The 22,869-nt window shown below is 47.1% G+C and carries 24 protein-coding genes; 6 read left to right on the forward strand and 18 right to left on the reverse strand.

All coding sequences use genetic code 11. From position 1 onward, the window contains the following. Positions 1-158 precede the first annotated feature (158 nt). Entirely contained in the window at positions 159-1,136 is a 978-nt protein-coding gene (locus BC792_RS05385) for a GlxA family transcriptional regulator (RefSeq protein ID WP_148907966.1), read from the forward strand. Positions 1,137-1,409: 273 nt separating this feature from the next. On the opposite strand, the gene BC792_RS05390 is transcribed toward BC792_RS05385, so the two are convergent. From BC792_RS05390 to BC792_RS05425, 8 genes are all read right to left on the reverse strand, one after another. Next, a complete protein-coding gene (locus tag BC792_RS05390) occupies positions 1,410-2,261 on the reverse strand; it encodes an endonuclease/exonuclease/phosphatase family protein (protein ID WP_148907967.1) in 852 nt (283 codons plus the stop codon). An 18-nt stretch (positions 2,262-2,279) separates the two neighbouring features. Further along, on the reverse strand, positions 2,280-4,043 hold the full coding sequence (locus tag BC792_RS05395; RefSeq protein WP_148907968.1) for a RagB/SusD family nutrient uptake outer membrane protein: 1,764 nt from the start codon (positions 4,041-4,043) through the stop codon (positions 2,280-2,282). Positions 4,044-4,139: 96 nt separating this feature from the next. After that, positions 4,140-7,727, reverse strand: a complete 3,588-nt coding sequence (locus BC792_RS05400) for a TonB-dependent receptor (protein WP_211357478.1) — start codon at positions 7,725-7,727, stop codon at positions 4,140-4,142. A 99-nt stretch (positions 7,728-7,826) separates the two neighbouring features. Then, on the reverse strand, positions 7,827-9,032 hold the full coding sequence (locus BC792_RS05405; RefSeq protein ID WP_148907969.1) for a FecR family protein: 1,206 nt from the start codon (positions 9,030-9,032) through the stop codon (positions 7,827-7,829). Between the two features lie 121 nt (positions 9,033-9,153). Next, the gene (locus BC792_RS05410) at positions 9,154-9,732 is read right to left on the reverse strand and encodes a sigma-70 family RNA polymerase sigma factor (protein WP_170249963.1); all 579 of its coding nucleotides are present in this window, start codon (positions 9,730-9,732) and stop codon (positions 9,154-9,156) included. 189 nt (positions 9,733-9,921) lie between these two features. Further along, on the reverse strand, positions 9,922-10,434 hold the full coding sequence (locus BC792_RS05415) for a ClbS/DfsB family four-helix bundle protein (protein WP_148907971.1): 513 nt from the start codon (positions 10,432-10,434) through the stop codon (positions 9,922-9,924). Positions 10,435-10,568: 134 nt separating this feature from the next. Further along, on the reverse strand, positions 10,569-10,961 hold the full coding sequence (locus BC792_RS05420; RefSeq protein ID WP_148907972.1) for a RidA family protein: 393 nt from the start codon (positions 10,959-10,961) through the stop codon (positions 10,569-10,571). Positions 10,962-11,028: 67 nt separating this feature from the next. After that, positions 11,029-11,616: a Crp/Fnr family transcriptional regulator gene (locus BC792_RS05425; RefSeq protein ID WP_148907973.1), complete on the reverse strand. Its 588-nt coding sequence runs from the start codon at positions 11,614-11,616 to the stop codon at positions 11,029-11,031. A 234-nt stretch (positions 11,617-11,850) separates the two neighbouring features. Here BC792_RS05425 and BC792_RS05430 point away from each other — a divergent pair, with 234 nt between their 5' ends. Then, positions 11,851-12,726 (forward strand): NmrA family NAD(P)-binding protein, encoded by an 876-nt coding sequence (locus BC792_RS05430; RefSeq protein WP_148907974.1) that lies wholly within the window; start codon positions 11,851-11,853, stop codon positions 12,724-12,726. Positions 12,727-12,826: 100 nt separating this feature from the next. On the opposite strand, the gene BC792_RS05435 is transcribed toward BC792_RS05430, so the two are convergent. The 10 genes from BC792_RS05435 to BC792_RS05475 form a co-directional block, all read right to left on the reverse strand. Further along, positions 12,827-13,186, reverse strand: a complete 360-nt coding sequence (locus BC792_RS05435) for a rhodanese-like domain-containing protein (RefSeq protein ID WP_148907975.1) — start codon at positions 13,184-13,186, stop codon at positions 12,827-12,829. Then, positions 13,183-13,485 (reverse strand): DUF3817 domain-containing protein, encoded by a 303-nt coding sequence (locus BC792_RS05440; RefSeq protein ID WP_148907976.1) that lies wholly within the window; start codon positions 13,483-13,485, stop codon positions 13,183-13,185. Before BC792_RS05440 ends, BC792_RS05435 begins: the two co-directional genes overlap by 4 nt. Before the next feature lie 5 nt (positions 13,486-13,490). After that, positions 13,491-13,949: a hypothetical protein gene (locus tag BC792_RS05445; protein WP_148907977.1), complete on the reverse strand. Its 459-nt coding sequence runs from the start codon at positions 13,947-13,949 to the stop codon at positions 13,491-13,493. Positions 13,950-14,122: 173 nt separating this feature from the next. Next, the gene (locus BC792_RS05450) at positions 14,123-14,713 is read right to left on the reverse strand and encodes a TetR/AcrR family transcriptional regulator (protein ID WP_148907978.1); all 591 of its coding nucleotides are present in this window, start codon (positions 14,711-14,713) and stop codon (positions 14,123-14,125) included. 126 nt (positions 14,714-14,839) lie between these two features. After that, positions 14,840-15,550 carry a siderophore-interacting protein gene (locus tag BC792_RS05455; RefSeq protein ID WP_148907979.1) on the reverse strand — a complete coding sequence of 237 codons (711 nt, stop codon included), beginning with the start codon at positions 15,548-15,550 and terminating at the stop codon, positions 14,840-14,842. A gap of 108 nt (positions 15,551-15,658) precedes the next feature. Next, positions 15,659-15,793, reverse strand: coding sequence for a hypothetical protein (locus tag BC792_RS18685; protein ID WP_262713435.1), 135 nt, complete (start codon positions 15,791-15,793; stop codon positions 15,659-15,661). A 393-nt stretch (positions 15,794-16,186) separates the two neighbouring features. Then, positions 16,187-17,017, reverse strand: coding sequence for a manganese catalase family protein (locus tag BC792_RS05460; RefSeq protein ID WP_148907980.1), 831 nt, complete (start codon positions 17,015-17,017; stop codon positions 16,187-16,189). Positions 17,018-17,159: 142 nt separating this feature from the next. Further along, entirely contained in the window at positions 17,160-17,546 is a 387-nt protein-coding gene (locus BC792_RS05465; RefSeq protein ID WP_148907981.1) for an SPW repeat domain-containing protein, read from the reverse strand. A 155-nt stretch (positions 17,547-17,701) separates the two neighbouring features. Next, entirely contained in the window at positions 17,702-17,953 is a 252-nt protein-coding gene (locus tag BC792_RS05470; protein ID WP_148907982.1) for a hypothetical protein, read from the reverse strand. Positions 17,954-17,970: 17 nt separating this feature from the next. Further along, on the reverse strand, positions 17,971-18,813 hold the full coding sequence (locus BC792_RS05475; RefSeq protein ID WP_246154864.1) for an MBL fold metallo-hydrolase: 843 nt from the start codon (positions 18,811-18,813) through the stop codon (positions 17,971-17,973). A 282-nt stretch (positions 18,814-19,095) separates the two neighbouring features. Here BC792_RS05475 and BC792_RS05480 point away from each other — a divergent pair, with 282 nt between their 5' ends. From BC792_RS05480 to BC792_RS05495, 4 genes are all read left to right on the forward strand, one after another. Beyond that, positions 19,096-19,638: a DUF4142 domain-containing protein gene (locus tag BC792_RS05480; protein WP_148907983.1), complete on the forward strand. Its 543-nt coding sequence runs from the start codon at positions 19,096-19,098 to the stop codon at positions 19,636-19,638. A 280-nt stretch (positions 19,639-19,918) separates the two neighbouring features. Next, positions 19,919-20,776, forward strand: coding sequence for a COG1470 family protein (locus tag BC792_RS05485; protein ID WP_148907984.1), 858 nt, complete (start codon positions 19,919-19,921; stop codon positions 20,774-20,776). A gap of 93 nt (positions 20,777-20,869) precedes the next feature. Further along, a complete protein-coding gene (locus tag BC792_RS05490; RefSeq protein ID WP_148907985.1) occupies positions 20,870-21,892 on the forward strand; it encodes an ABC transporter ATP-binding protein in 1,023 nt (340 codons plus the stop codon). Between the two features lie 16 nt (positions 21,893-21,908). After that, positions 21,909-22,856, forward strand: a complete 948-nt coding sequence (locus BC792_RS05495) for an ABC transporter permease (RefSeq protein ID WP_170249964.1) — start codon at positions 21,909-21,911, stop codon at positions 22,854-22,856. The last annotated feature ends 13 nt before the right edge of the window (positions 22,857-22,869 follow it).

Genomic DNA, 22,869 nt, shown 5'->3' on the forward strand with positions numbered 1-22,869 from the left:
TTTTTCGGGGGCTGGCGTCGACGTTCCGGTAGCTTTCCACTTCCTGACAAGACAAAGATCCTATAGATTCCGCGATTTTAGATGTTGTAAAAACGACAACTTCAAGGGTGAATCGCGACAAACTTATGTGTATCTTTATTTACCAATAAAAGATACACATGCAAATCGCCATTTTCGTTCCTCAGCACGGGGCTATAGAGGGTATTACACCCGCCTTTAGAGCATTTCAGACTGCCAACGAATTTCTTACTGTCTTCGGTAAGAAAGCCATTTTTGACGTGAAATATGTTGGCCTCAAGGAGCATGTCTCTGCCAACGGTGGCGAATATACCGTCAGGACACATGAACTTCTTGCCCGTGTAACCAAAACGGATGTAGTAATTATTCCGCCGATTTTTGGAGACATAGACGCCGGCATCCGCGCTAATGCCGAGGCCATTCCTTACCTGAAAGGCCTTTACCAGAAGGGCGCCAGCCTCGCCAGCCTTTGTATAGGGGCCTTTCTGTTAGCGGAAACCGGCCTATTATGCGGAAAAAAATGCTCCACACATTGGGCATATGTTGGTGCTTTCAGAGAACGATATCCCGAGATCGAAGTAGAAGACGGAGCCATCATAACAGAACATGACAACATATACAGCAGCGGCGGAGCAAACAGCCTGTGGAATCTAATCTTGTATCTAATAGAAAAGTTTGCAGATCGAGAAACAGCGGTTCTGATTTCCAAGTACTTTGCGCTGGACATCAGCAGAGACAGTCAGGCGCAGTTTGCTATTTTCAGAGGACAAAGAAACCACGGCGACACCGAGATCCAGAAAGTGCAGGATTATATCGAGCGGCACTATGGCAGCAAAATTATTGTCGACGATCTTTCCAGGCTCATCAACACCGGCCGCCGGACGTTTGAGAGAAGATTCAAAGATGCGACGAACAACACGCCTATCGAGTATCTGCAGCGTGTTCGCATAGAAGCTGCCAAGAAGTTTTTTGAGGCGTCCAGGAAGAACGTGTCCGAAGTAATGTACGATGTGGGCTATACTGATACCAAAGCCTTTCGCGACACGTTTAGAAAAATAACGGGGCTAACGCCCATAGAATACAGAAATCGCTTTGCCCATGTTGCAAGCCCTATGTAAGCAGAGGCTGTCCAAAACGGAAGCAAAACCCGAAAATGCGTCATCGTACGGAGCAAATCGATGAAGCTATGGAACGCAGAGAGCCCATGAATGATTTGACGGCGATGTCAAACGAATAACCTGCATTCATTTGACATCGCCGTCACTGGCTCACTTCGCAGCGGCTTTCGGCGATCACCTTCGTTCCTCCGGATGGCTACGACGGCGATGTCAGGCTTTTGGACAGCCCCTACTATGGGAAAGCGTTACGCTTTACTGCACACGTTCAGCTTCTCAGGGCATACGCACCTTAGCCATAACCGGCATATGATCCGAGGGGAAGCGCATGTTTAATGCGTCTACGAGTACACCATACTTCTCCACGCCGATGCCCTGCGTAACAAAAATATAATCTATCCGCTTTTTTAACGGAGCATGCCAATTGAAAGCGTTGGTCGTCCCGACTGGACCATAAGGCGGCTGTTCCGTCGCTTCATAAGCGTCCAGCAGATGGTTCTTTATCGTGACTATCGGGGCCGCCTCAGGAGTTGCATTGAAATCGCCGGTCGCGATAACAGGCAGCTGTCCGGCTATTTCCTTGATTTTCCTTACGAGCAGCTTGGCCGACTCTTCCCGCGCTATCTTCCCTTGATGATCAAAATGCGAGTTGAACACAAAGAACTGCTTTCCGCTCTGCTTTATGCGCAATTTGACCCATGAGCAGATCCGGTTACAACAGGTCGCGTCCCAGCCGAGCCCAGGGATATGAGGTGTTTCGCTATACCAAAAATCTCCTTTATCTAACAATTCGAACTTGTCCGTGTTAAAAAAGATCGCCGAATGCTCTCCCTCCTGTTTGCCGTCATCCCTACCGACGCCGACATATCGAAGGTTCTTGATTTCGCCTATGTCCTGCAGCTGGTGCAGGAATCCCTCTTGCGTACCGACAATATCGATGTCATGAAACACAAGTAAGCTTTTAACCATCTCTTTGCGGTAGGGCCAGGCATTGAGACTATCTTTCGGTGTGTCCATACGAAGATTAAAGGAAGCCACCCTGAACCCGTCCACGCCCGCCTCCTGTGCAAACGCCGCTAAGGAGAAAGCACAAAGGAGGCATTGTATAATACTGAATAGTTTCTTCATAATTTGCTTATTTTCTGCTTATTTCCAACCGTCGTTCTGCCCTAAATTTGGATTTCGCTCAATATCTGCCAAAGGTATGGGATATAGATATTTTCGGTCGGCCCACTCGCGTTGTCCCGGATTCCAGATAACTTCTCCGGATGTGCCGTTCGATAGTTGCAGCTGCCCCGCTGCATTGGAAGGAGTCACATTTACAAAAGCTATTCCCGGCGTAGAGGATGTAGGACGCTGACCCTGATAGAAATAGACGTCGTTAACGCCATCGCCGTTCAGATCGTGCTCCCCTAACGCGGGAACATACATGCCATTCATGCGTGCCGACTGTAGCAGGTCGCCGAGCCTCCAGCGAATTAGATCATCCGTGCGCAGCCCTTCGAAAATCATCTCTACAGCACGCTCCCGAAGTACCTCAAGCAGAATAGGATCCGTAAACCTACCTTTATAATAAGTAAGCAGGTAGGGATCTGCGGTTACAGGCAAAACCGATGCAGAAGCTGCTGGGATACCGGCACGTTCACGGAGTGCGCCAATTGTATTTTTCCATTCGGTATCCGTCATTTCCTTTAGCTCTGCCAAAGCCTCGGCTTTATTAAGCAGCACCTCAGCCCACCGCATGATGATGTGGGCGTTATCGTTCCGGCTTTCATCGTCATATGGAAAACGCTCATCGTAGCACCACTTTATTGGCTGATATCCCGTGTACGTCTGCGAGAAGTTGGGTGGAGCGATGACCGGAACACCGTTTTCCGTACGGTGATAATTACCGGAACGGATGGTCTGCCTGAGTCGTAAATCCCTATTTTCCACCTCTTCCGCAAAAGGCGTTGTCTGATGATCCGGAGCATCCGTGAATCTTGAACCGTCCAGATTCAGATACATCTTCACAAAATCTCTCGTTAAACTCGGCCGATTACCGTAGGTAGGACTGATAAACCTTCTGTTTGCTGAGCTAAAAACCTGCAATCCAGCATCTAATGCCACGGCCAAGATTGTCTCATCGGCATAAGGCACTTTTGCTATGAAAAGTTCGCGATATGAATTTTCCAAATTCGCTGCCCGGTGCAGGGTGAAGCCATTGATCTGATTGGCCGTATTGATCACTTCCCGGTACCACCGATCGGCAGAACCCGTTTGTTGATATCCGGTATGATATTTACGCACGGATGCTTCGTACAAACAGATGCGCGTTTTGTAGGCCCGCGCGACGTTCTTCGTAATGCGTGTTGAGGTGGCGTCAGATTCGAGAGCTATATTTTCAATAGCATAATCCAGATCGGACAGCACTTTCTCCATCACCTCGAATCTACTGTCCCTGCCGGCGTACAACACGTCGTCGTTATCAATCGCTATTGTGTTTTCTATCCATGGCACATCGCCAAATCTTTTTACCTTATCGAAATAAAATAGGGCGCGAAAGAAGCGGGCAAGGCCAATAAAATGTTCTTTGTTCTGAACGGGGCTATTTTCTGCGTTCTCTATAAAATAGTTGATGTTGCGAAGGTCCTCCCAGTTCCACCCGCTGCTTGTAATCGGGCTTAGTGCGTTGGGGGCTAACAAGGCATCAACGCCGTTACGCGCAACGAAATCGGATACGTCGTCCCGCTGAAAGACGCCGACATCTGTACCAGGTAGTATATCGTAAAAGGAATTGGCATATAGCTGCATACCAGCTTCTGACCCAAATATGGCCTGGTTTGAAGCCGTGTCGACCGGTGCCTCGTCAAGTTCGCAGGAGACAACAGCCATGGCCAGCAGTACGTAAAGATATCTTAATTTTTTCATCTGTATAATTTTACTTAATCGGAGATGAAGCATGCATAAATCGCTCTTGTCCTTTTGGTTACGACAATTCATGCAGGTTCACTGTAATTTGCATTTTTAAAAACCTACCATAAGACCAAAAGATACTGCTTTAAGCATCGGATAGTTATAGCCGTCGCCACTCGTACCGCCGCTTAAATCTCTATCTGATCCGTAAATATTGGTCACATCCGTATCTTTTGTCCACTTATACATGGGCGACCATGTCCAGATATTCTCAGCAGACATATATAGTCTCACGGTCGATGCCTGAATTTTCGACGTCACGGTTTGTGGCAGGGAATAACCTACCTGTAGATTTCGCAGCCGGATAAACGATGCATCCTGCAGAAATCGGTCATTGGGAACATTAAGCGCCCTGCCTGATCCTTGCGCGATGTAGCCTACGAGCCGCGGCAGGTATGCGTCGAAATTACCCAGCTCCTCTCTGTACATGTTATTTTCATGCCATCTCGGATAAGCATTGTACGGCCGGTTATATTGTCCCCAAAAACGAGACTCGGGAGACGGATACCAGCCCTGTTTTAACACTCCCTGGAAAAATGCAGACACAAAAATCCCGTTCCAATCACCTCCTAGATTAACCCCAAACGTATACCGGGAGGTAGAGTTTCCTATAATCGTCTTGTCTCCCGAATTATCTGCCTGATTTAGTCCTTGATAGATAACGCCATCCCCGTCCAGATCTTTGAATTTTAAGTCTCCAGGATAATTCCGCCGGGTATTGGTGTTAGGAATGTTGGTTTGGGAGGCTGAATTTTGGATTTCCTCTTCCGACCTGAAAAGCCCTTCAACCCTGTAACCCCAGATTTCTCCTATACGCTGCCCGACATAGTAATCTGTCAGCAACTTATCTTGGTTATTATATTTTGTAATTTCAGCTGTATAATCTGCTAAAACAAAGCGGATATCGTAATTAAACGGTTTGTCCTTTAGTCGGAAGTTATCTTTCCAGGTCGTGTTGATTTCCCATCCCCTTGTTTCTAAATCCGCATAGTTCCCTTTGGGAACAGCCGTCCCAAACACAGCCGGCAGCGTTGGCCCTAACGTGTACATATCGGTAGTGAAACGCTTGTAATAGTCGCCCACAAACTGCAGTCTGTTATTAAACAGGCTAAATTCCAGCCCGAAGTTCATCGTTGCCGATTTCTCCCAGGTTAATCCTGCCGGAACAACGTTAGGCTGGTTGGTTCTTTGAGGTCGGGATCCCGCAATAATCCGGCCCGACTGCGATATGGAAAAGTTCTCCATAAATGTGTATGGGTCAATATTCCCGTTGCCCAGCAACCCGTAGGATGCCCGAACCTTCGCGTTAGAGACATAAGCGGGCGCAATCTTCCAGAAAGGTTCTTCTGAGATCCGCCATCCTGCAGATGCCGAAGGGAAAAATGCCCACTGTTGATCGGAAGGGAACTTCGACGAACCGTCATATCTGCCATTCACTTCCAGCAGATACCGCTCTTTGAAATCATAATTCATCCGGAAGAATCCGCCGGCGATAGCCCACTTCTGCAAGCCTCCGGTAGTAACTATGCTTTGTCCGAGGGCCAAGTTGATATCTTGCGCATCCGGATAAACGATTCCGTTTCTTCTCGCGGTCAAATTGCTATACCGGGATTGCTCGTAATTATAACCCAATAAAAACGAGAAGTTGTGGGCATCTTCGATGGACACCTTGTAATCGGCATAAATATTTGTTGCCAGATAAGCTGTTGTTCTCCTCCTTTCTTCGAGGTCGTTTGTGTTGGTCCCCGTATATCCGATGACACCTTCGAAACGGCTGTAAGGCACCTGCACACGATTTTGTTGCGATGCTATATCGGTTGTTTGGAAGGTAAAGTCGCCCCGCAGATTAAGTCGATTATCCATGAAGCTTGCTACCGCGCCTGTTCTATTCTTCAGAAACCGATGTCCACTGCTGATACCGTTCCTGCCGATATAATGATCACCTACGGTATAGGCGGCAGAAAAAGACAATGTACCGTCGGGGTTTAAGAGAGGGGCCAGCGGATGTCCCTCGTCGGCGATATTCCTCCAAATACCGCTTCCCTCGCCGACGTTGATCGGCTGGTAATACGCCATATTTGAATACTCTGTATTGTTGTCAACTTTCAGCCATGACGTTAGATTGACAGCGCCTTTGGCTCTGAGGTTGTACATGCTGTAATTGTCACTATTATAGCGGAATAGGCCGTCCTGTCCGTTATATCGTCCGCTGAGGTAGTAAACCACTTTATCGGTTCCACCCGACACGGCGATGTTATGATCGTGGGCCATAAAGTTGTTTTTATACAGCTCTCTGTACCAATCGGTGCTATAGAAATACATATATTCGCCGGTAGTTGGGTTTACTTCTACTCTCGGCAACGAGGGATCCTCCCAGCGCCTTTTTATTTCTGCTAGGTACGCAGGCGAAAAAGGCAGGGTCTTATTGACGGCTGTAGGCGTGCTTCCGCTATCGTTCCACCTGGACCAGGCGTCGCTGAAGCCCTGCGCCCACGGATAGGACTCGGTGATATTGTCCGGCACGGTTGTCGGCGACTTCCACGACATGTTCGCGTTATAGGTGATGGAAGTCCGTCCTTCCTTAGCAGACTTGGTCGTGATGAGCACCACTCCGAATGCCGCCCGTGCCCCGTAAATTGAAGCGGACGCCGCGTCTTTTAACACAGATATATTTTCGATATCGTTAGGATTGAGCATGCGCGGATCGCCCTCAACTCCATCAATAAGTACCAAGGCGTTCCCTCCCTGACCAATAGACGTTGTACCACGAACATTGAAGGCCGGCGACTGTGTGGGCTTCCCATCTAGCATCTGTATATTTAGGTTCGGAACGGCGCCGACCAGTCCTTGAGCTATATTAGTGATCGGCCTGTTTTCAAAGACTTCCGGCCCCACCTGGTCAACTGCGCCTGTGAGGTTCACTTTCTTCTGTTGACCATATCCGACGACGACCACCTCGTCCATATTCTGTATAGATTCCGTTAGCCGGACTTCCACATTACGGTTGCCGCTTATACGGACTTCCTGCGTGTTATAGCCCAGGATAGAGAGTACGAGCACAGGATCCGATGATACTAATGCGAGTTCGAAACGTCCGTTAGCGTCCGTAGCTGTACCGTTGGTTGTCCCTTTTTCACTGACCGTTACGTTTGCCAATGCCTGTCCCTGGGCATCCATCACGGTGCCTGATACAGAACGTTGCTGAACGACATTTGTCCGGCTGGGTTCTGGATTTTGCCTCTGCGTGATCGCAGTTGCCCTGGCCGCGCTAAGAATGATGTTCTTGTCGACTATTTTGTAATCTAATTTTTGCTCGGCCAATACATACTTCAACGCCAGTTCTACCGTCGCATTTTTTAGGTCGACGCTGACCCTGTTTCTATTTGCGACCAGAGATTCGGAGTAAAAGATATTATAACCGCTTTGACGCTGTATATCTTTGAGTACTGTACTCAATTTCGCGTTTTTCTTTTCCAATGTTATACGTTGTGCAAACGTAAATGCATTGACTTGTATAGTGGCGGCCAGCAGGAGTGGTATCGCCAATGACAGCTTCATAGATGTAGAAATTGGAATAGGGGTAGTCTTTTCCTTTTTTGCAAAAGGATATCCTACCAGATTTTTTTCGTTACTTTGCATCTGGTTGATTATTTATTTCGTTTAATGTTCAATCACACGTCTTTGCAAGACTAAGTTCAGGGGCGGTCGCAACGCTCCTGATCTTTATGCTTTTTTTGGTTAGTTTATAACATATATCCTCCTTCCTTGTCGTTCAAAATGAATCCCCCCCGCAAGGGCAATCAGGTCTAACAGTTTGTCGATATCTGCGTAGCGAGAGATGGTGCCCGAGAACCGGGTATCGATACGTTCATCTTTGTAACGTATATCTACGTCATACCATCTGGAAATATCGTCCATCACGTCGCGGATACTCGCGTTGTTAAACGAAAAGTTCCCGTCTCTCCACGCCGTGATGTAGAGGGGGTCGACCTTTCGTTGTATATAACGGTTGTTTTCTTTATCAAATAGCACCTGATCGTTTGGCTCCAGGTATTTGTCATCAAGACCGGCCGGACTAAACGATAATCTAACCCGTCCTTCAACCAGCGTCGTGACCACATTTTTTCCATACGCGTGAATATTAAAGACGGTCCCTAAGACTTCCAGCCGTTGTGTTCCCGTTTCTACAATAAACGGCACGCGCTTACCGTTTTTCTCCTGTTTATGCACGTCGAACAACGCCTCACCCTCCATTTGTACGAGGCGCTCGCCGTCGGCAAAAGCGATGGGATAACGCAAACTGGTAGCTGCATTAAGCCAGACCTTCGTTCCATCGGGCAGAACCAAAGCATATTCCCCGCCTTTAGGTGTCACGATCTGGTTGTATACGAGTCGCTTTTTATCGCCCATCTTTTTGTCCAGGCGGTACGAAATTGTTCCGTCAGCACTTTTACAGATGGAGAAACCCTCCATATGAATGACAGTATCGCCCCTTAAAGTTTCCAGATCTATAGCCGAACCGTCGTTCAACACGATCTGCGCCCGTTCCCGTCCCGGAACGACCGGAGTATCCTCCTGTTTTTCTTCTTGGACCAGGACAGAATGGTCTACGTGTCCCCTTTTGTATATCAGAAAAGCGAAAGAAAGGCATAATACGAGCGAGGCGGCGAGGGCGGCATATTTCCGAAACGGCCAGTGCCTCGCGCGCCTGACGAGATGGGGTTCTACGCGTGGGTCGCCTTTTATCCTTTCGAACATAGAGCCTTCTGTCCAGCCGTGCGAATCGTCGGACGGAGAAGTTGGCTCCTCTAGCCAGACTTCCTCCCATGCCTGCAGAAAATCCTCATCGTTCAGTAAAGACCGAATCTTTGCGAGATCTGCATCGGATGCATCCTTTGCGTAAAACCGTTTGATAAGAAATTTGTATTCGTCGATTTTAGACATTCTTTATCTGTGCTTCTATTATCATTATCGCACCGCACAGAAAAATGTACCAATGGAAAACTGACTTTTTTTAAAATAATTTTCGGAGCCGGCGCAAAGGTCCGGGAAGGTAACAAGCAACTTATTGAAAAACGCCCAACAGAACGATCATGCCGATGATTTTCGTAAGGCGGAACCTGACAAACTTACACGCAAGGTTTAGGTGATTTCTTACCGTGTTTTTGGATAGCCCTACCTGACCCGCTATCTCCGCATAGCTATAGTTTTCCAGCTTGTGCATACGATAAAGCAACTGCTGTTGCGGAGGTAATTGTTGGATGGTCTCGTGGACGAGGCCGTGGAGCTCCCGATAGGCGATCTCCTGCTGGGTCTGCAGATGCTCTTCCTTCCACGTTGCCTCCACTTCACTTTTATACGTCTCTTGCAACACATGTTTACGGAAAAGAGAAATCGATAGCCTTTTGGAAACGAGCAACAGAAATGGATAGATACCGTCCGGCTGATCAATTGTCCCACGCTTGAGAAAAAGCTGCACAAAGGCTTCCTGGGTGACCTCCTCTGCTTCGGCTCCTAGCCTGCAGAACTGTAGAACTTTGCGATAGAGAATGGGCTGGTAATAGTCGAAAATTTGTCGAAAAGCGATTTCGTCGCCAGATTGAAACTGGACAAAAGTATCTAAATCAAAAGCCTTTCTCTTCAACAACATCCTTAAAACGGTCGTAGGTTTTTATATGGTCAAATAAACGACGTTATTATTATGCGCGTTTAAAATTAAGGTTAATTTCTTATAAAATCTACAAGATATCCAAGAGAAAAATTACTGGCTCAAAATGGGAATGGAACCGGCCTTAGACTTCACGGATACGGTTCCACATCGCCTACGGAGTTCTTAGTGGATACCACGCGCTTTTTTCCATCGGCGTATTCTGGCTCTCGCATTGCCATAAGGCGATGACGTGTTAAACTGTATCATCCTCCCTAGCGGCCACTGCTTATACCAAGGCATTCCATATAACTCGGTATCCGACTTCTGCTGTACGATATCCCGAATAGCGGAGACCACCTGTTCTAATCTGTCCGTTAACGCATGAAAACCGTGTCCCTCATAATCTTTATAAAATTTTTGGGCCAAGCGCCCAAGCTCATTCCATCCGTACCCCGTATCCGGAAATTCTACTGCCTCGCCAGCCTCTTTTTTAGTATACCACTTAATTACCAGTTCTCCCCACCCTATCAAATAGGAAAGAAGATTATTTACACTGATTACAGACCCTTTGACATGTCCTTCCAGCTCTGCGGCAGCAGTCAGTTCCGGCGGAATGGTCAGTAGTTCGATTTTCAGCCTTTCATAGGCCATATCGATTGCCTGCAGTAACTCGTTCTTGTTCTTAGGGATGGCCATAGCACGGGAAATATCAGATAAATTTACTAAAAAAACAAGCGCTACCTCAAGCTGGCCGACAAAAGCCAAAGCCCCGGATGCAGGAGGCATGGGGCTCTGACGCCATTGTCGTATTGTCGCAATCAGATTCGGAGTTATTTGACGACGGTAGCTTCAAATTCAATCGACAGCGTTTCGTAAAGACCATTTACTTCCACCAATGTCACGGCAGTTGTTACACTATGTTTTCTGACCCACTGTTTATACAGATCAAAGCAATTCTCAACAAATTCTTTCGACGAGGTCGTAAAGACATTTAGCCGCACAATGTTTTTACAGGCGTATCCTGCCTGAGAGATTACCTCTTCTAAATTCCCGAGCGCCTGGAGCATCTGTGTTTTCATGTCCTTTTCGCTGGATGCCCCGTCGGGAAGCACCGCTGCCTGCCCGGCACAATACAGTATTGCCTCAAAATTCTTAACTTCGACAGCCTGAACATAGCCCCTTTCTTCCTGCCACGTCCACGGATTGATAACCTTCTTTTTCATTTACTTTACATTTTAAATAGACAATGCAAAGATGGGAAACGGGCGGCCTGCACCGATGTGATCTAGATCACAATTTTGCGTTCTCCCCGAAATTAGGAAGAAACCTGCTTAATGTTTCGCGGGACACGCCTAAATAGGCAGCTATCAAGGATTTAGACACTCTCTGAAATAAAGAGGGATAACGTCTAAGCAACGCTTCATAGCGTTCCTGGGCGCTAGCACGCAACAGGGATAATATGCGCTGCTGCGAGGCAATATGGCCGGAGGTTGCTTTCTGGAGGAAAAAAGAGACCATTTTTGGGTGATCGGCGCAAAGCGCTTGGTAATCGCTCAATGTAATACAAAGAATATCGCTGTCTTCGAGGCACTGCAGCGACATGGAAGCCGTCGATCTGTTGTAATAAGCCCAATAGTCTGTTTCCCACCAATCTTCCATAGCGAATGAAAGGATATGTTCTTTACCCGATTCATCGTTGTATACCAACTTGAGTAGTCCGGAAACCACAAAATACATGTAGTATACCCTATCTCCCTGTCGAAATAAGAAGTCTCCTTTATTATACCGCCGAGCAGCGAAATACGATGCTATCCGTTCGAAATCGTCATCGTTTAATGTCACGATCTCTTCTATATGCTGTCTGAATTCCTTCTTCATGTTCTGTTGTTACGATGGCCGGTAACGAATAATGCCGGCTTACTGTGTTGTCTTTTCAAACATACATAATTCGTTTTATATACAATTTTCCCATAACAGGACTTGTTCGTCGCCGTTATCTATTGGGACGATCTATTTGAGGACCTTTGCTAATGTCGGGGTCTGACATACAGCTGTCACCGGCCTGTCTTAACTTCGTTCTGTCTAAATAAATAAACCAAAATAAGAAGCGTTATGAATATAATTTTAGGAGCTTCCGGCCAGATAGGGTCGACACTCGTTAGCGAACTAAAGAAAAAGGGACAACCCGTAAGGGCGGTCGTACGGGATGTGCGCAGATTTACGGAGAGGGCAGTTGAAACAAGACAGGCAGACATGTTTAATGCAGAAGAGTTAACGAAGGCCTGCCTGGGCGGAACGAGCATTTTTGTTTTGACGCCGGAAACGCCGACATCTGACGATATCATCGAAGATACGAAACGGATAATCGACAATTATAAAACCGCAATCCGGTCCGCGGGCATAAAGAAAGTAGTTGCCTTATCCTGCATCGGCGCCCACCTCGACGGAAAGACCGGAAATGTCCTGATGTCGAAGATGCTGGAACAGGAGCTAGCCGACATAGACGTCGAAAAGGTGTATGTTAGACCTTCGTATTATTTTAGTAATTGGTTAGCGTATTTGGATACCATCCGACAATCGGGCGTACTCCCTACTTTTTTACCTGCTTCCCTAAGGATGAACATGTTATCACCCGTGGACGTTGCCAAATTTACAGCCGAAATATTGTCAGATCCGTTACCACAGGACAACAAACAGATTTACGAGCTGGAAGGACCGGAGCTATATAGCCCGGCTGATATCGCCGGCACATTCTCGAGGCTGCTAAATCGGCCGGTCCGCGTAGAGCCGATACCGAAACACCGTTGGCTGGACACACTGCTAGCCGTGGGCTTCACCGAAAACACAGCACAACACCTCGTTGATATGACGCAGGCTGTTATTGAAAATCGGCTCTCCCCCGAACATCCGGAGAAAACGATAAAACTCCAAACGACTTTTGGCAAGTACCTTCAGCAGTATGTACCGCTACCTCGATCTAACGAGTGAGCGAAGTGGCTATCCGTATTCTACACGGAGACACCCACCACACGAAAAATATGTGCGGCTAGCCTTCCGCGACCGATCAATCAATGGGAAGGCTACCGCCCTACTCCGTCTTAACATGCCGTTGCAGATCGCTCCATGCACCTCCGTTGTACACCCTACGAAAACCCTTATCTTTGAGAATATTTTCGGCCTTCACACTTCGTAGCCCATGCGAACAGACAGTAATATAAACCTTCGAGGTGTCCAATTCAACGTACCGATCTCTGATTTCTCCTAAAGAAATGTTGACCGCTCCCTTGATATGCCCTCTCTCAAACTCCTGCGCCGTTCTCACGTCCAATACCACAGCCCCCTCATCTAACAGTCTCCCGAGCCCCTGCTCTGCAGTGTATATCCGGAAAATACGGTATCCTATATACAGTACAGACAATACACCTAAAAGCACTATCGTAACTTTCATATTCTACGTAGTATCTTATAGTCTATATAAAATGTTCCGAACGGCACGAAGCAGGCAAAGATAACCTTCCAGGTGACCTCCATGAATTTCCAGCGCTGTACTATCCCAACCGCCAACGTGTTAAATATAAAAAGGAGGAACAGCGCTCCATGAATTGGTCCGACAAGTTTTGTCAGCTCCGGATTTCCGGCCCAATACTTCAGCGGCATGGCAATACCAACAAGAACAAGAAGCGAAATTCCTTCCATGTATCCAAGGAGACGCAGACGTCCTATTTGTGTTGAAAGCAGTGTTTTCATAGCGTCTATCTAAAATAAGGTCTTTGGGCCAGGGGAGAAAAAGGCCAGGGAACGATCATGATGATGATAATAAAAGCAGCCGTGTACCAGATAAACATTGTCCGGAACTTATCCCTATCGATGGATTGCCTTTTTGCCAGTGCTGAACCAACCGTAAGTAGCACGATAGCAAGCAGCATCACGACACTGTGTATCAACCCAAAGTATAAAAGCTCGATGCTTTCTTTCGCTGTTTTGAAGTTTCTTAGAAAATACTTTACCAGAGGACTTTGGAAATACAACGTCATCCCCACCATAAGTTGGACATGCGCGATCGTCGCCGTCCAATGTCTGGTAAGATTATCGGTCTTCGTAAAGCGTTTGTTCCAATAATAGCCGCGTGCAGCTCTGAAAATCGAAATAATCAGAGCGATCAGAACGAGCCACCGTAATGAGGAATGGATAAGTGTAATTGATTGATACATAACAACACATTATAGCAGTTAAAACCTTCATGAATTTTCGTTTGAAAAAAAGACATGAACAACCGAACGTAAAAATTATTCCAACAAAAAAATATTGCCGAATGCGGATACCGGCATTTACAACACAAAGATAGGATAAAACATACTAGTCAGTATGTTTTTGTTTAAAAAAATTATTCCAATCCGTCCAAAAACGCTTTAAGCTGCTCTAAATAAGTTATGTACACGGATTTACTATTTACCAGTTTACCCATATTTCGGATACCCCAGTATCCTGACATAACAAATGTCGCTACCCCTTCGGAAGAAACATCATGACGCACCATCCCCTCCTCTTTTCCATTATTTATACATTGAATGATCGCGTTTTTCCATCTGTTAGACAGTGAATTTAAGGCCCGCGTGAAATCGCTGTTCCACGGTGCCATCTCGAAGGTAAGGTTCGCGGCCGGACAACCGTATTCAACCTTTAAAAAATCATTCTCCATCAAGATGTTATACATCATATCGTAGATAACCTGAGCTGGCCTTCCCTTGGATTGGACGGGTCTTATAAAAATATTTTCAAAAGAAGGGACAAGCAATTCATTAATGATCGCTACTCCCATTTCGTCTTTATTTTTGAAATGGTAGTAGAAGGCTCCTTTCGTCACGTCTGTCGTAGCTAGGATATCGTCTATACTGGTAGTTTGATAGCCTCTGACGTAAATCAATTCGAAGGCTTTCTGAAGTATATTTAAACGGGTGGCTTGAGCTTTCTTCATCAATATACGATTATCCCTCACAAAGAAATAAAAATTTATTCATCACACAAACTGTTCAGCTATACATTCTTCGAACAGAGCAGGTAGTTCGTCGGCTCATGGATAGCCCCGATCGTCGGCAGACGTCTACAGCCCTTGCTTTCCTTCGAGCCAATACCCTTGAAACGACACCTTCCCACGTGCCCATCCTTTCAGTACTTTTCTGATATTTTGTATGGACGCTACGTTGCCCGTCAGAACGAAGTTTGCTTCCTGCCACCGATCTGAAGCAAAAATCGGCAGGGTCCTCAGCTCTGGCTCGCTTCGGAAGATGCCACCTTTTGGAAATACAGCGACGTTGTCTAGCTCAAGAGCGTCCGGCGCCCGTCTGTTTTCTTCGTCGAGTTCAAAATAAAACCGGTAATCGTGTTTGTTCGACTTCAAGGTTGGAAGAAAAGCGTTTGCCAACCCGAGCGATGTTTCATCCCCAAAAAGAACATACTGACTGGCGGCGCCCTCGTAGAATTTTTTACCTCTCGGAATGCTCATGTAAAGTTGATCTCCCGCACGAAGGCCATCCATAAAACGGCTGCCGGTACCTTTTCCGTGGATGTGGCATAGAATATCTATTGTTCCTCCAGCGTCGTCATAAGCAGCGACGGTATAATTTCTAAATTCCGTTTCGCTAACGCGGATAACATTGGCGTAGCCCAACTGAAAATTCATTTTTGAGATATCGCCCCGCAAGCGTATTTTTTTTATTTGCGTGCTGACATAGGTAGTTTCGACGACGTCCATGTTTGGACGGAGCGAAGTCTCGAACAGATTTCCGAGCCATTTGGGTATAGAAGATATCATCCTTAATTATTTTTGAATATTTCTTCAAAAAAACGATGAAATCTACAGTGTGGCAATGTATAAAACAAAGCAAATGATGGACAATTCGTAGTTTCAGCATGTCCAATGCTACCGGTCAAGCAGAATGACAATCAGCATAATCAGCCTTCCTAGAAGATATATGGATACCGGAATAACGAAGAACCACTTAAAAGCCCAATATTGCCGTCTACTCATCCCCGAAAATATCTTTGGTCTTTTCATAAATACCTCCTGTCTAAACAAGCAATATCCGAACCAAAAAGAGCCTCCCCTCTCTCCAGATCCGCAGTTCAACCAGCTGGTATGAGGAGCGTAAGAGACGTCGTGTGCACCGAAAAAAGGTTGCTGCGACGTCGCATTTTTTTTTCTTCCTGAAAACTATCTGCCTTTTTTTCCGTCCTATTTATGTCACTGCTTGTGACATGCTTGAAACAATGTTTGCTTGTCCTGCGTCATCAAAAACGCAGGATTTTTTATTTTTGCTACTCCCCTAACGGTCAGGCGCTGCAGGTTCGGTCAGATTCTCACTAAGCGCTGGAACGGATAAATAAAAAAGAGTAGGCATAACGCCTACTCCAAATAAAATGCTAATCATATATTACTATCGGCAACATGCTAAAGCTGCTGTTCGTCCTGCCCGTTTGCTTCGGGGATTGGCGGACTCAAGATCGGTTCGTCTCCAAAAGGAGTTGCGTGCCGGAATTCGAACTCTCCCTTTCCGTCTATTGAAGGTCCTGATGCCCAACGTGCTGCTGGTGGTTCGGGCCTGTTGACGTTGGTAGAAAAGAAGGTATAACTGAAATCCTGCGTTTCCTGACTTTGCGGAAAAGAATTCGGTATCGGATGTACCCCTGTCGGACCGCCTAGTTCCTCAAGCACGGCCAACCATTGATTCTGGTGCATGGTGTCCCTGGCTATCAGAAAGGCGAGCATATCTTTCATTCCCGGGTCGTCTGTCGACTCCCATAGCCGTGTAGCCAACAGACGGCCAGTGGACTCCGCCATAACATTCGCGTACATATCTGCAGCCAGGTTACCACTGGCCACTACCCATGACCCATTGAAAGGAACTCCGTTTGCGTCGGACGCCATGGCTGCCAGCCCTGCGGAAAGATAGTGCCGGGGATCCATCCCTCCCATTATTTCCTTAACCACGGGGTTCTCGGAGACAACGCGGTCGATTAGATCGCCCTTAGCGCCTTCGAGGTTTAAAGCGACTGCCGTACAGAGCATCTCAATATGAGATATTTCTTCGGTGCCGGTTTCCAGTAACATATCCCGGTATTTAGCCGGCCCTCTGGCACCCCATGCCTGGAAAAGGTATTGCAGACATACTCTGATTTCGCCTTCGATTCCGCCAATCGCCTGCTGCAAAAGACGGGCAAACTGCGGATTCGGCTTGTCGACCCGCACTTTGTACTGTAATTTTGGTTCGTGATAAAACATAAACTATAATTTTTAATTCAACCTTTTGTTGTGCAATATTGAACTCCGTCGTTCACTAATAGTTTAGGGTATTAGTACCTTATCCCGAGATATTACAACCGTGGCAAGCCGTAAAAACCATGCGCCTGAAGCTCCTTCCAGTCTACGTACGACGCCCCACCGGAACGGGCGGCCTTCTTTTTTTTACCGAGGTACGCGTGAAGATTCCTGACCCTAGAATAATAAAGCCCATCAGCATATGGAATGTATAGACCTCCGCGCTGAAGCCAAAGATAAACGGCGATAGAATCAGAAAGACACCTAAAAATATATCCAGTATAAGGTGTATGTTCATCGGAATCACCCGAACAATACCACCTTCATTGCACGTAAAGATCGACAGGCCAGCAATAGCCGCTGCGCTCCACATACTAACTTTGGTGGCTGCCGGGACATCATCGAAACCGGAAAGCCAAGGTCCTCCCAATAGGATCAAGACCAACAAATAATCCATAATCGCATGCCAATGTGTAGGAATAAACTTTCTCATATGTTATAATTTAAATTAATTGTGTCTGCTGTTAGGGCTACTGAATGTTGCTGTAGCTCATCATCGACATCGCCCGATACTATGAACCGTCTAAGCTGACCTTCCGGCATCCGCCGTACTGTAACTTCTCCTCACTCTCCGGCCAATCCCCGTCATCAGGACGACTTTCCTTTTCTTTCCCAATGATCCTTGATAGGATTTCCCTTGTCGTCTGTTTTCAGCCGACGGCTGTAACGGTCGCCGACGATCTGTCCCTGCTCGTTTTTTTTACCGATAAAAAGAAGAATCGGTCGACCTTCACTGTCGGTTTTGAACGCAAGATCGTAACGCCCGAACTTTCGTTCCACCATCGTGGAAGGCTCATATATTTTGTTCACAATGGCAAGAATGGGATCTTTCAAAGACATAATAACACCTCCTTTTTTTAGTCTACAAAGCGCCCGTGATCGGGCTTGGCCAATTCGTCGAAGTTCTGTAATAGCTCATCCAGCCCCTGCTGCAGGGCTTCGCCCTCCATATATTGGCCATGTCCTGCGATGACCGTCGCCGGCATCAGATCGCAAAGACGACGCAGAGATTCCCTTGCCTGCGTCCAATCGGTGGTGAGATAGCGGGGCGGGCCATGCACCTCCTCTTTCTGTACCAACACCTTATACAAAGCGTCCTGCCGGACGGTGACAAATGCGTCTGCCGACAGCAGAAGCCTATCCCGCTCGCGGAAGAGTGCTATTTGCCCCGGAGAGTGTCCGGGCACGTGTACCCACCGCCATTCATCCAGAAACGGAACCGCCCCGCCATCGGGCAGCGGTAACAGCCGTTTGCTGATATCGATTGCCTCATGTGGGTACAATGCCGAAAGTTTTGCCAGCAAACCGCCTTCGACAGAAGTGTCCGGAGCGGGGTATCCTTTTTCGCCGGTCAGATAAGGATATTCCAGCGTATGGGCGAACACGGGAACATCCCATGCTTCGGACAGGTGTACAACATTGCCAACATGGTCGAAGTGTCCATGCGTCAGAATGATGGCAGTAGGTGCATTACCTTCGCCAAAACGTCCCTCAGCTACGTGCATAATCTCTTCTGCGCACTGCGGCATCCCCGTATCTATAAGTATCCAATTGCCCCCACCCGGCTGGCCAATCATTATCACATTGACAATCTGATTGGTGTAATAGAACACGTCAGGGGCAACTTCCTTACCGGTCTTGCTCGCAACGGATGTCATCGGTATCCACCTGTTGTCGTCACTTTGTCTCATTTTGGTCATCGCATTCCTATTTTCCGCAGCCATCTGGGGCCGCTGGCTATAGAACACCTATCCATACGCTTGGTTCAGCGATTAGCCGAATACTGTATTTTTCCGGACATAACAGGTATAAGCAGAAAAAGTAGGCGTGTTAACCGCGACGAGGCGGGCAGCCCTGTTCTCCGGCGAATTTTGCCTCCTGAGCGCTCCTTGCATGCGTATTTATTCTTTAATTCGGGTACTTAATGAGTGAACCTCCTGCTCCTTTCTCCGTTGTTCTACAGAGTTTTAAAAAAAAACACTATGAAAGAATTATTAAAAATCAGAACACTTTTCGTTGCCACCGCTCTTGCACTGTCGGGAGGTCTTGTTTCCTGCGACGACGATGACAACCCTGACCGGCGAATGGACAACCAAATGTTTGTCTCGGAAGCTTCCAGTAGCAATATGCTCGAGATAGAGGCAGGCAGACTGGCCGTTTCAAAAGGACAGCGCGAGGCTGTTCGTATGTACGGACAGCATATGGTAGAAGATCACACCGCGGTGGGAACGGAGATGAAAAACCTGGCGACCCAAAAAGGTTGGACAGTGCCGACGGAACTTCTTCAGAAACATCGGAACCAACTCGCCGACTTGCAGGCAGCAACCACCAACGAATTTGACAGGAAGTTTGCACAACTGATGGTAGACTCACACGAGGAGGCTGTCGATCTCTTTAGCGATGCGGCGGAAAATGACGATGGTGTAGCAGACGTTGATTTGAGAAATTTTGCGGCAAGTAAACTTCCGGCCTTGAGAAGACATCTGGAAGAAGCCAAAGAACTACGGGAGGATGTTCAGGATTAAAGCACTCGCCATCCAGCACTTTTCTTTCCAGCTTCCATGGTTCCGCGGGGATCATGGAAGCTACCTGCCCTATATCGCCTCCCGACACGTTTCACCCGCACGATGTGTTGCCAGGTGTAGCCCTATTTAACGCGCTCTTACTTTTTTTTCATTTCCCTCTTGAATTTATTACGGCCGATTTTTATCTTGCGCAAATTTTAAACTTATCAGGTAAGACTTATTCAAACGACATTTTTTAAAGCTAATATTCTATTAAAATATAAATTTTAGTTATTGGATTATGTTAACAGGATTACAATTTACCAATTTAAAGCGGCCGTCTTTTCTAAGCTTATTTATCGGCCTTTTTATTACGCTTTCAAACACGGTTTGCGCGCAGGCGCCGAACGCGTCTACGACGCCGAAATCAGGCTTTGCAGCACGGCTTGTAAACATCGAGGCTCCGGCCAACGAGACTTTCCGTTATAATGCAACCCTGACAAACGGAACGTCGCAACCACTCGTGTATGAATTTCATGCTAAACTACCAAGTGGGTGGCAGATCAGTTACCGCGTAGACGGCAGTCTCGTTACTTCCCTCCGTATGGAAGCAGGTAAAGTACAGGACGTCGGAATCGAGGTTAACTCGACATTGGCAGCGAAACCCGGTAAATACAATATTCCGATTCAGGCTATATCTGCACAGGACACCTTATTGCTGGATTTGGAAGCTGTTGTAAAAGGATCGTATGCCGTCGAGTTGACGACTCCCTCCGGCCGTCTAAGCGACGAGGTTGTCTCCGGCGGAAGCAAAGATATCAAGCTCGTTGTTAAAAACACAGGCACACTCCCGCTGAACAGTCTCGATCTCTCTTCACAGCTACCAAGCAAATGGGAAGTGACATTCGAGCCTGCAAACATTAAGCAACTCGAGCCCGGCCAATCAATGGAAGTTAAAGCGTCGGTTCAAGTACCGGAAAAAACGATCGCGGGGGATTATGTTGCGAAATTAAGCGTAAAAAATCCAAATGCACAAGCTGAACTTTCGTTTCGAACGATTGTCAAGACGTCGTTGCTTTCGGGATGGATCGGTATCGTCATTATTCTACTGGCTATTGGTCTAGTTTATTACCTCATACGGAAGTATGGCCGTCGGTAGCTATCCGCCCATCGACATTCATTAACAAACTACAGGCAATGGATCTGCTTTTTTTAAACCATTGCAGATGACATCACAATAGAACGAAACACAATGAACGAACCTATCATTGAATTGAAAGGTTTGACGAAAAGTTACGGCTCCGTAAGGGCCGTCGACCAGTTAGACCTGACAATATACAAAGGAGAGATCTTCGGCCTTCTTGGTCCAAATGGAGCCGGTAAAACGACCAGCATACTGATGATGTTGGGACTGACCGAGCCCACGGCGGGGACGGCATATGTCTGCGGTAAAAATGCTACCAGAAATCCCATTGCGGTTAAAAAGAAAGTTGGCTATCTACCCGACAATGTTGGATTCTATGATAGCATGACGGCACTGGAGAATTTAAGCTTTATAGCAAGGCTTAACGGGCACGCCCCGCTCGACGCCGAGAAAAAGGCCATCAGCATGTTGGAACAGGTGGGTCTGTCAAACGACATCCACAAGAAGACGGGGGCCTATTCCCGAGGCATGAAACAACGTCTTGGTTTAGCTGACGTTTTAATTAAGGATCCGGAAGTCGTCATCCTCGACGAACCTACGCTGGGAATAGACCCCAGCGGTGTCAGTGAGTTTCTGGCGCTGATTAAACAACTAAGCCGTCAGCAAGGACTGACAGTTCTGCTGTCGTCTCATCACCTGCAACAGGTGCAACGTGTGTGCGACCGCGTCGGAATATTCGTCGGCGGCAAATTGCTGGTTGAAGGAAATATCGACACGCTCGCGAGAAACCTCTTAAACAAAGAAGGTTATACAACGTCGGTATCGCTTCAAGAGGTCTACCAAGATACCCAACTGTTCGAATCTGCGCTCTATCATCTAGAGGGCGTCCGAACGGTAGCCGTTCGGGGGGACGTGATCGAGACGGTATGCGATCGCGATATGACGCCGGAAATTGTGCGCACGCTGGTAAACAATGGAGCAGATATCGTCGCTGTCCATAAAAAGGACTATGCATTGGACGATATCTATGAAAAATATTTTGAGAACAACAAAACGGAGAACTACACGCATGAAAAATCCGATCGGTTATTTGGGAAATCGCTTTTTAGGAAAAGAAAAAGCAACGTCTGAAAAAAAAATAGAGCCGATGGCACCCATAAATGTATTGATTAACAAAGAAGTGGCAGCACACATCCGGAGCTGGCGTTTTATCGTGCTGATCGTACTTGTTGTCTTGACATTTGTCGCTTCCCTGTACGTATCTTCGGGTAACCTCCGGAGTGCTTTTGGCAACCCACAGGACCCCGACAAATCGTTTTTATACCTGAAATTGCTGACAACAACCGATAATTCTATTCCGCCATTTCATGTGTTTCTCAACTTCCTTGCGCCTCTGCTCGGCATAGCTTTAGGATTTGATGCCGTTAATGCGGAGCAGAACGGAGGAACATTAACAAGACTAATGGCGCAACCCATCTATCGTGACAACTTGCTGTTTGCGAAATTCGCAGGGCCGATGATTTTAGTAAGCACCTTGTTTACCTCGTTGGTTCTGCTTATGCTGGGCGGTGGACTCATTTCCACGGGAGTGAGGATAGAGCCACAGGAAGTAATCCGCATCGCGGGATTTGTCGTGATCAGCTTGATTTATGTCGGCTTCTGGCTTAGCCTGTCTATTTTTCTGTCTATAAAATTTAGGCAGTCGGCAACTTCTGCGCTGACCGCAATAGGGATCTGGCTGTTCTTTACTGTCTTCTTCCCTATCGTCATTAATCTGATCGTCCGATCATTTCTACCTAATCCCAACTATATATCCGAACAGGAGTTTCTAAAGTACAATGAGCTAATATTAAATATGCTACGGCTTTCACCAAGCCAGCTTTATACCGACGCAACAACCACATTGCTCTCGCCTTCTGTGCGCAGCCTAGGCCCCATCACGATGGAGCAGATGATTGGAGCCATACCTGCCCCCCTCTCATTTCGGGACAGCCTGATGATCGTCTGGCCTCAGGTAAGCGGGCTCACCGCAGCAACTGTCGTGTGTTTCGCATTGTCTTACTTCGTGTTCATGCGCAGGGAAGTACGCAGCTAAAAGCGATCGTTCC

Source organism: Sphingobacterium allocomposti (genome assembly GCF_008124885.1).
Lineage (GTDB): Bacteria > Bacteroidota > Bacteroidia > Sphingobacteriales > Sphingobacteriaceae > Sphingobacterium > Sphingobacterium allocomposti.

Coding starts and splice junctions, on each gene's coding strand:
- BC792_RS05385 (WP_148907966.1), top strand. CDS start 159: ATGCAAATCGCCATTTTCGTTCCTCAGCACGGGGCTATAGAGGGTATT.
- BC792_RS05390 (WP_148907967.1), bottom strand. CDS start 2,261: ATGAAGAAACTATTCAGTATTATACAATGCCTCCTTTGTGCTTTCTCC.
- BC792_RS05395 (WP_148907968.1), bottom strand. CDS start 4,043: ATGAAAAAATTAAGATATCTTTACGTACTGCTGGCCATGGCTGTTGTC.
- BC792_RS05400 (WP_211357478.1), bottom strand. CDS start 7,727: ATGCAAAGTAACGAAAAAAATCTGGTAGGATATCCTTTTGCAAAAAAG.
- BC792_RS05405 (WP_148907969.1), bottom strand. CDS start 9,032: ATGTCTAAAATCGACGAATACAAATTTCTTATCAAACGGTTTTACGCA.
- BC792_RS05415 (WP_148907971.1), bottom strand. CDS start 10,434: ATGGCCATCCCTAAGAACAAGAACGAGTTACTGCAGGCAATCGATATG.
- BC792_RS05420 (WP_148907972.1), bottom strand. CDS start 10,961: ATGAAAAAGAAGGTTATCAATCCGTGGACGTGGCAGGAAGAAAGGGGC.
- BC792_RS05425 (WP_148907973.1), bottom strand. CDS start 11,616: ATGAAGAAGGAATTCAGACAGCATATAGAAGAGATCGTGACATTAAAC.
- BC792_RS05430 (WP_148907974.1), top strand. CDS start 11,851: ATGAATATAATTTTAGGAGCTTCCGGCCAGATAGGGTCGACACTCGTT.
- BC792_RS05435 (WP_148907975.1), bottom strand. CDS start 13,186: ATGAAAGTTACGATAGTGCTTTTAGGTGTATTGTCTGTACTGTATATA.
- BC792_RS05440 (WP_148907976.1), bottom strand. CDS start 13,485: ATGAAAACACTGCTTTCAACACAAATAGGACGTCTGCGTCTCCTTGGA.
- BC792_RS05445 (WP_148907977.1), bottom strand. CDS start 13,949: ATGTATCAATCAATTACACTTATCCATTCCTCATTACGGTGGCTCGTT.
- BC792_RS05450 (WP_148907978.1), bottom strand. CDS start 14,713: ATGAAGAAAGCTCAAGCCACCCGTTTAAATATACTTCAGAAAGCCTTC.
- BC792_RS05455 (WP_148907979.1), bottom strand. CDS start 15,550: ATGATATCTTCTATACCCAAATGGCTCGGAAATCTGTTCGAGACTTCG.
- BC792_RS18685 (WP_262713435.1), bottom strand. CDS start 15,793: ATGAAAAGACCAAAGATATTTTCGGGGATGAGTAGACGGCAATATTGG.
- BC792_RS05460 (WP_148907980.1), bottom strand. CDS start 17,017: ATGTTTTATCACGAACCAAAATTACAGTACAAAGTGCGGGTCGACAAG.
- BC792_RS05465 (WP_148907981.1), bottom strand. CDS start 17,546: ATGAGAAAGTTTATTCCTACACATTGGCATGCGATTATGGATTATTTG.
- BC792_RS05470 (WP_148907982.1), bottom strand. CDS start 17,953: ATGTCTTTGAAAGATCCCATTCTTGCCATTGTGAACAAAATATATGAG.
- BC792_RS05475 (WP_246154864.1), bottom strand. CDS start 18,813: ATGACCAAAATGAGACAAAGTGACGACAACAGGTGGATACCGATGACA.
- BC792_RS05480 (WP_148907983.1), top strand. CDS start 19,096: ATGAAAGAATTATTAAAAATCAGAACACTTTTCGTTGCCACCGCTCTT.
- BC792_RS05485 (WP_148907984.1), top strand. CDS start 19,919: ATGTTAACAGGATTACAATTTACCAATTTAAAGCGGCCGTCTTTTCTA.
- BC792_RS05490 (WP_148907985.1), top strand. CDS start 20,870: ATGAACGAACCTATCATTGAATTGAAAGGTTTGACGAAAAGTTACGGC.
- BC792_RS05495 (WP_170249964.1), top strand. CDS start 21,909: ATGGCACCCATAAATGTATTGATTAACAAAGAAGTGGCAGCACACATC.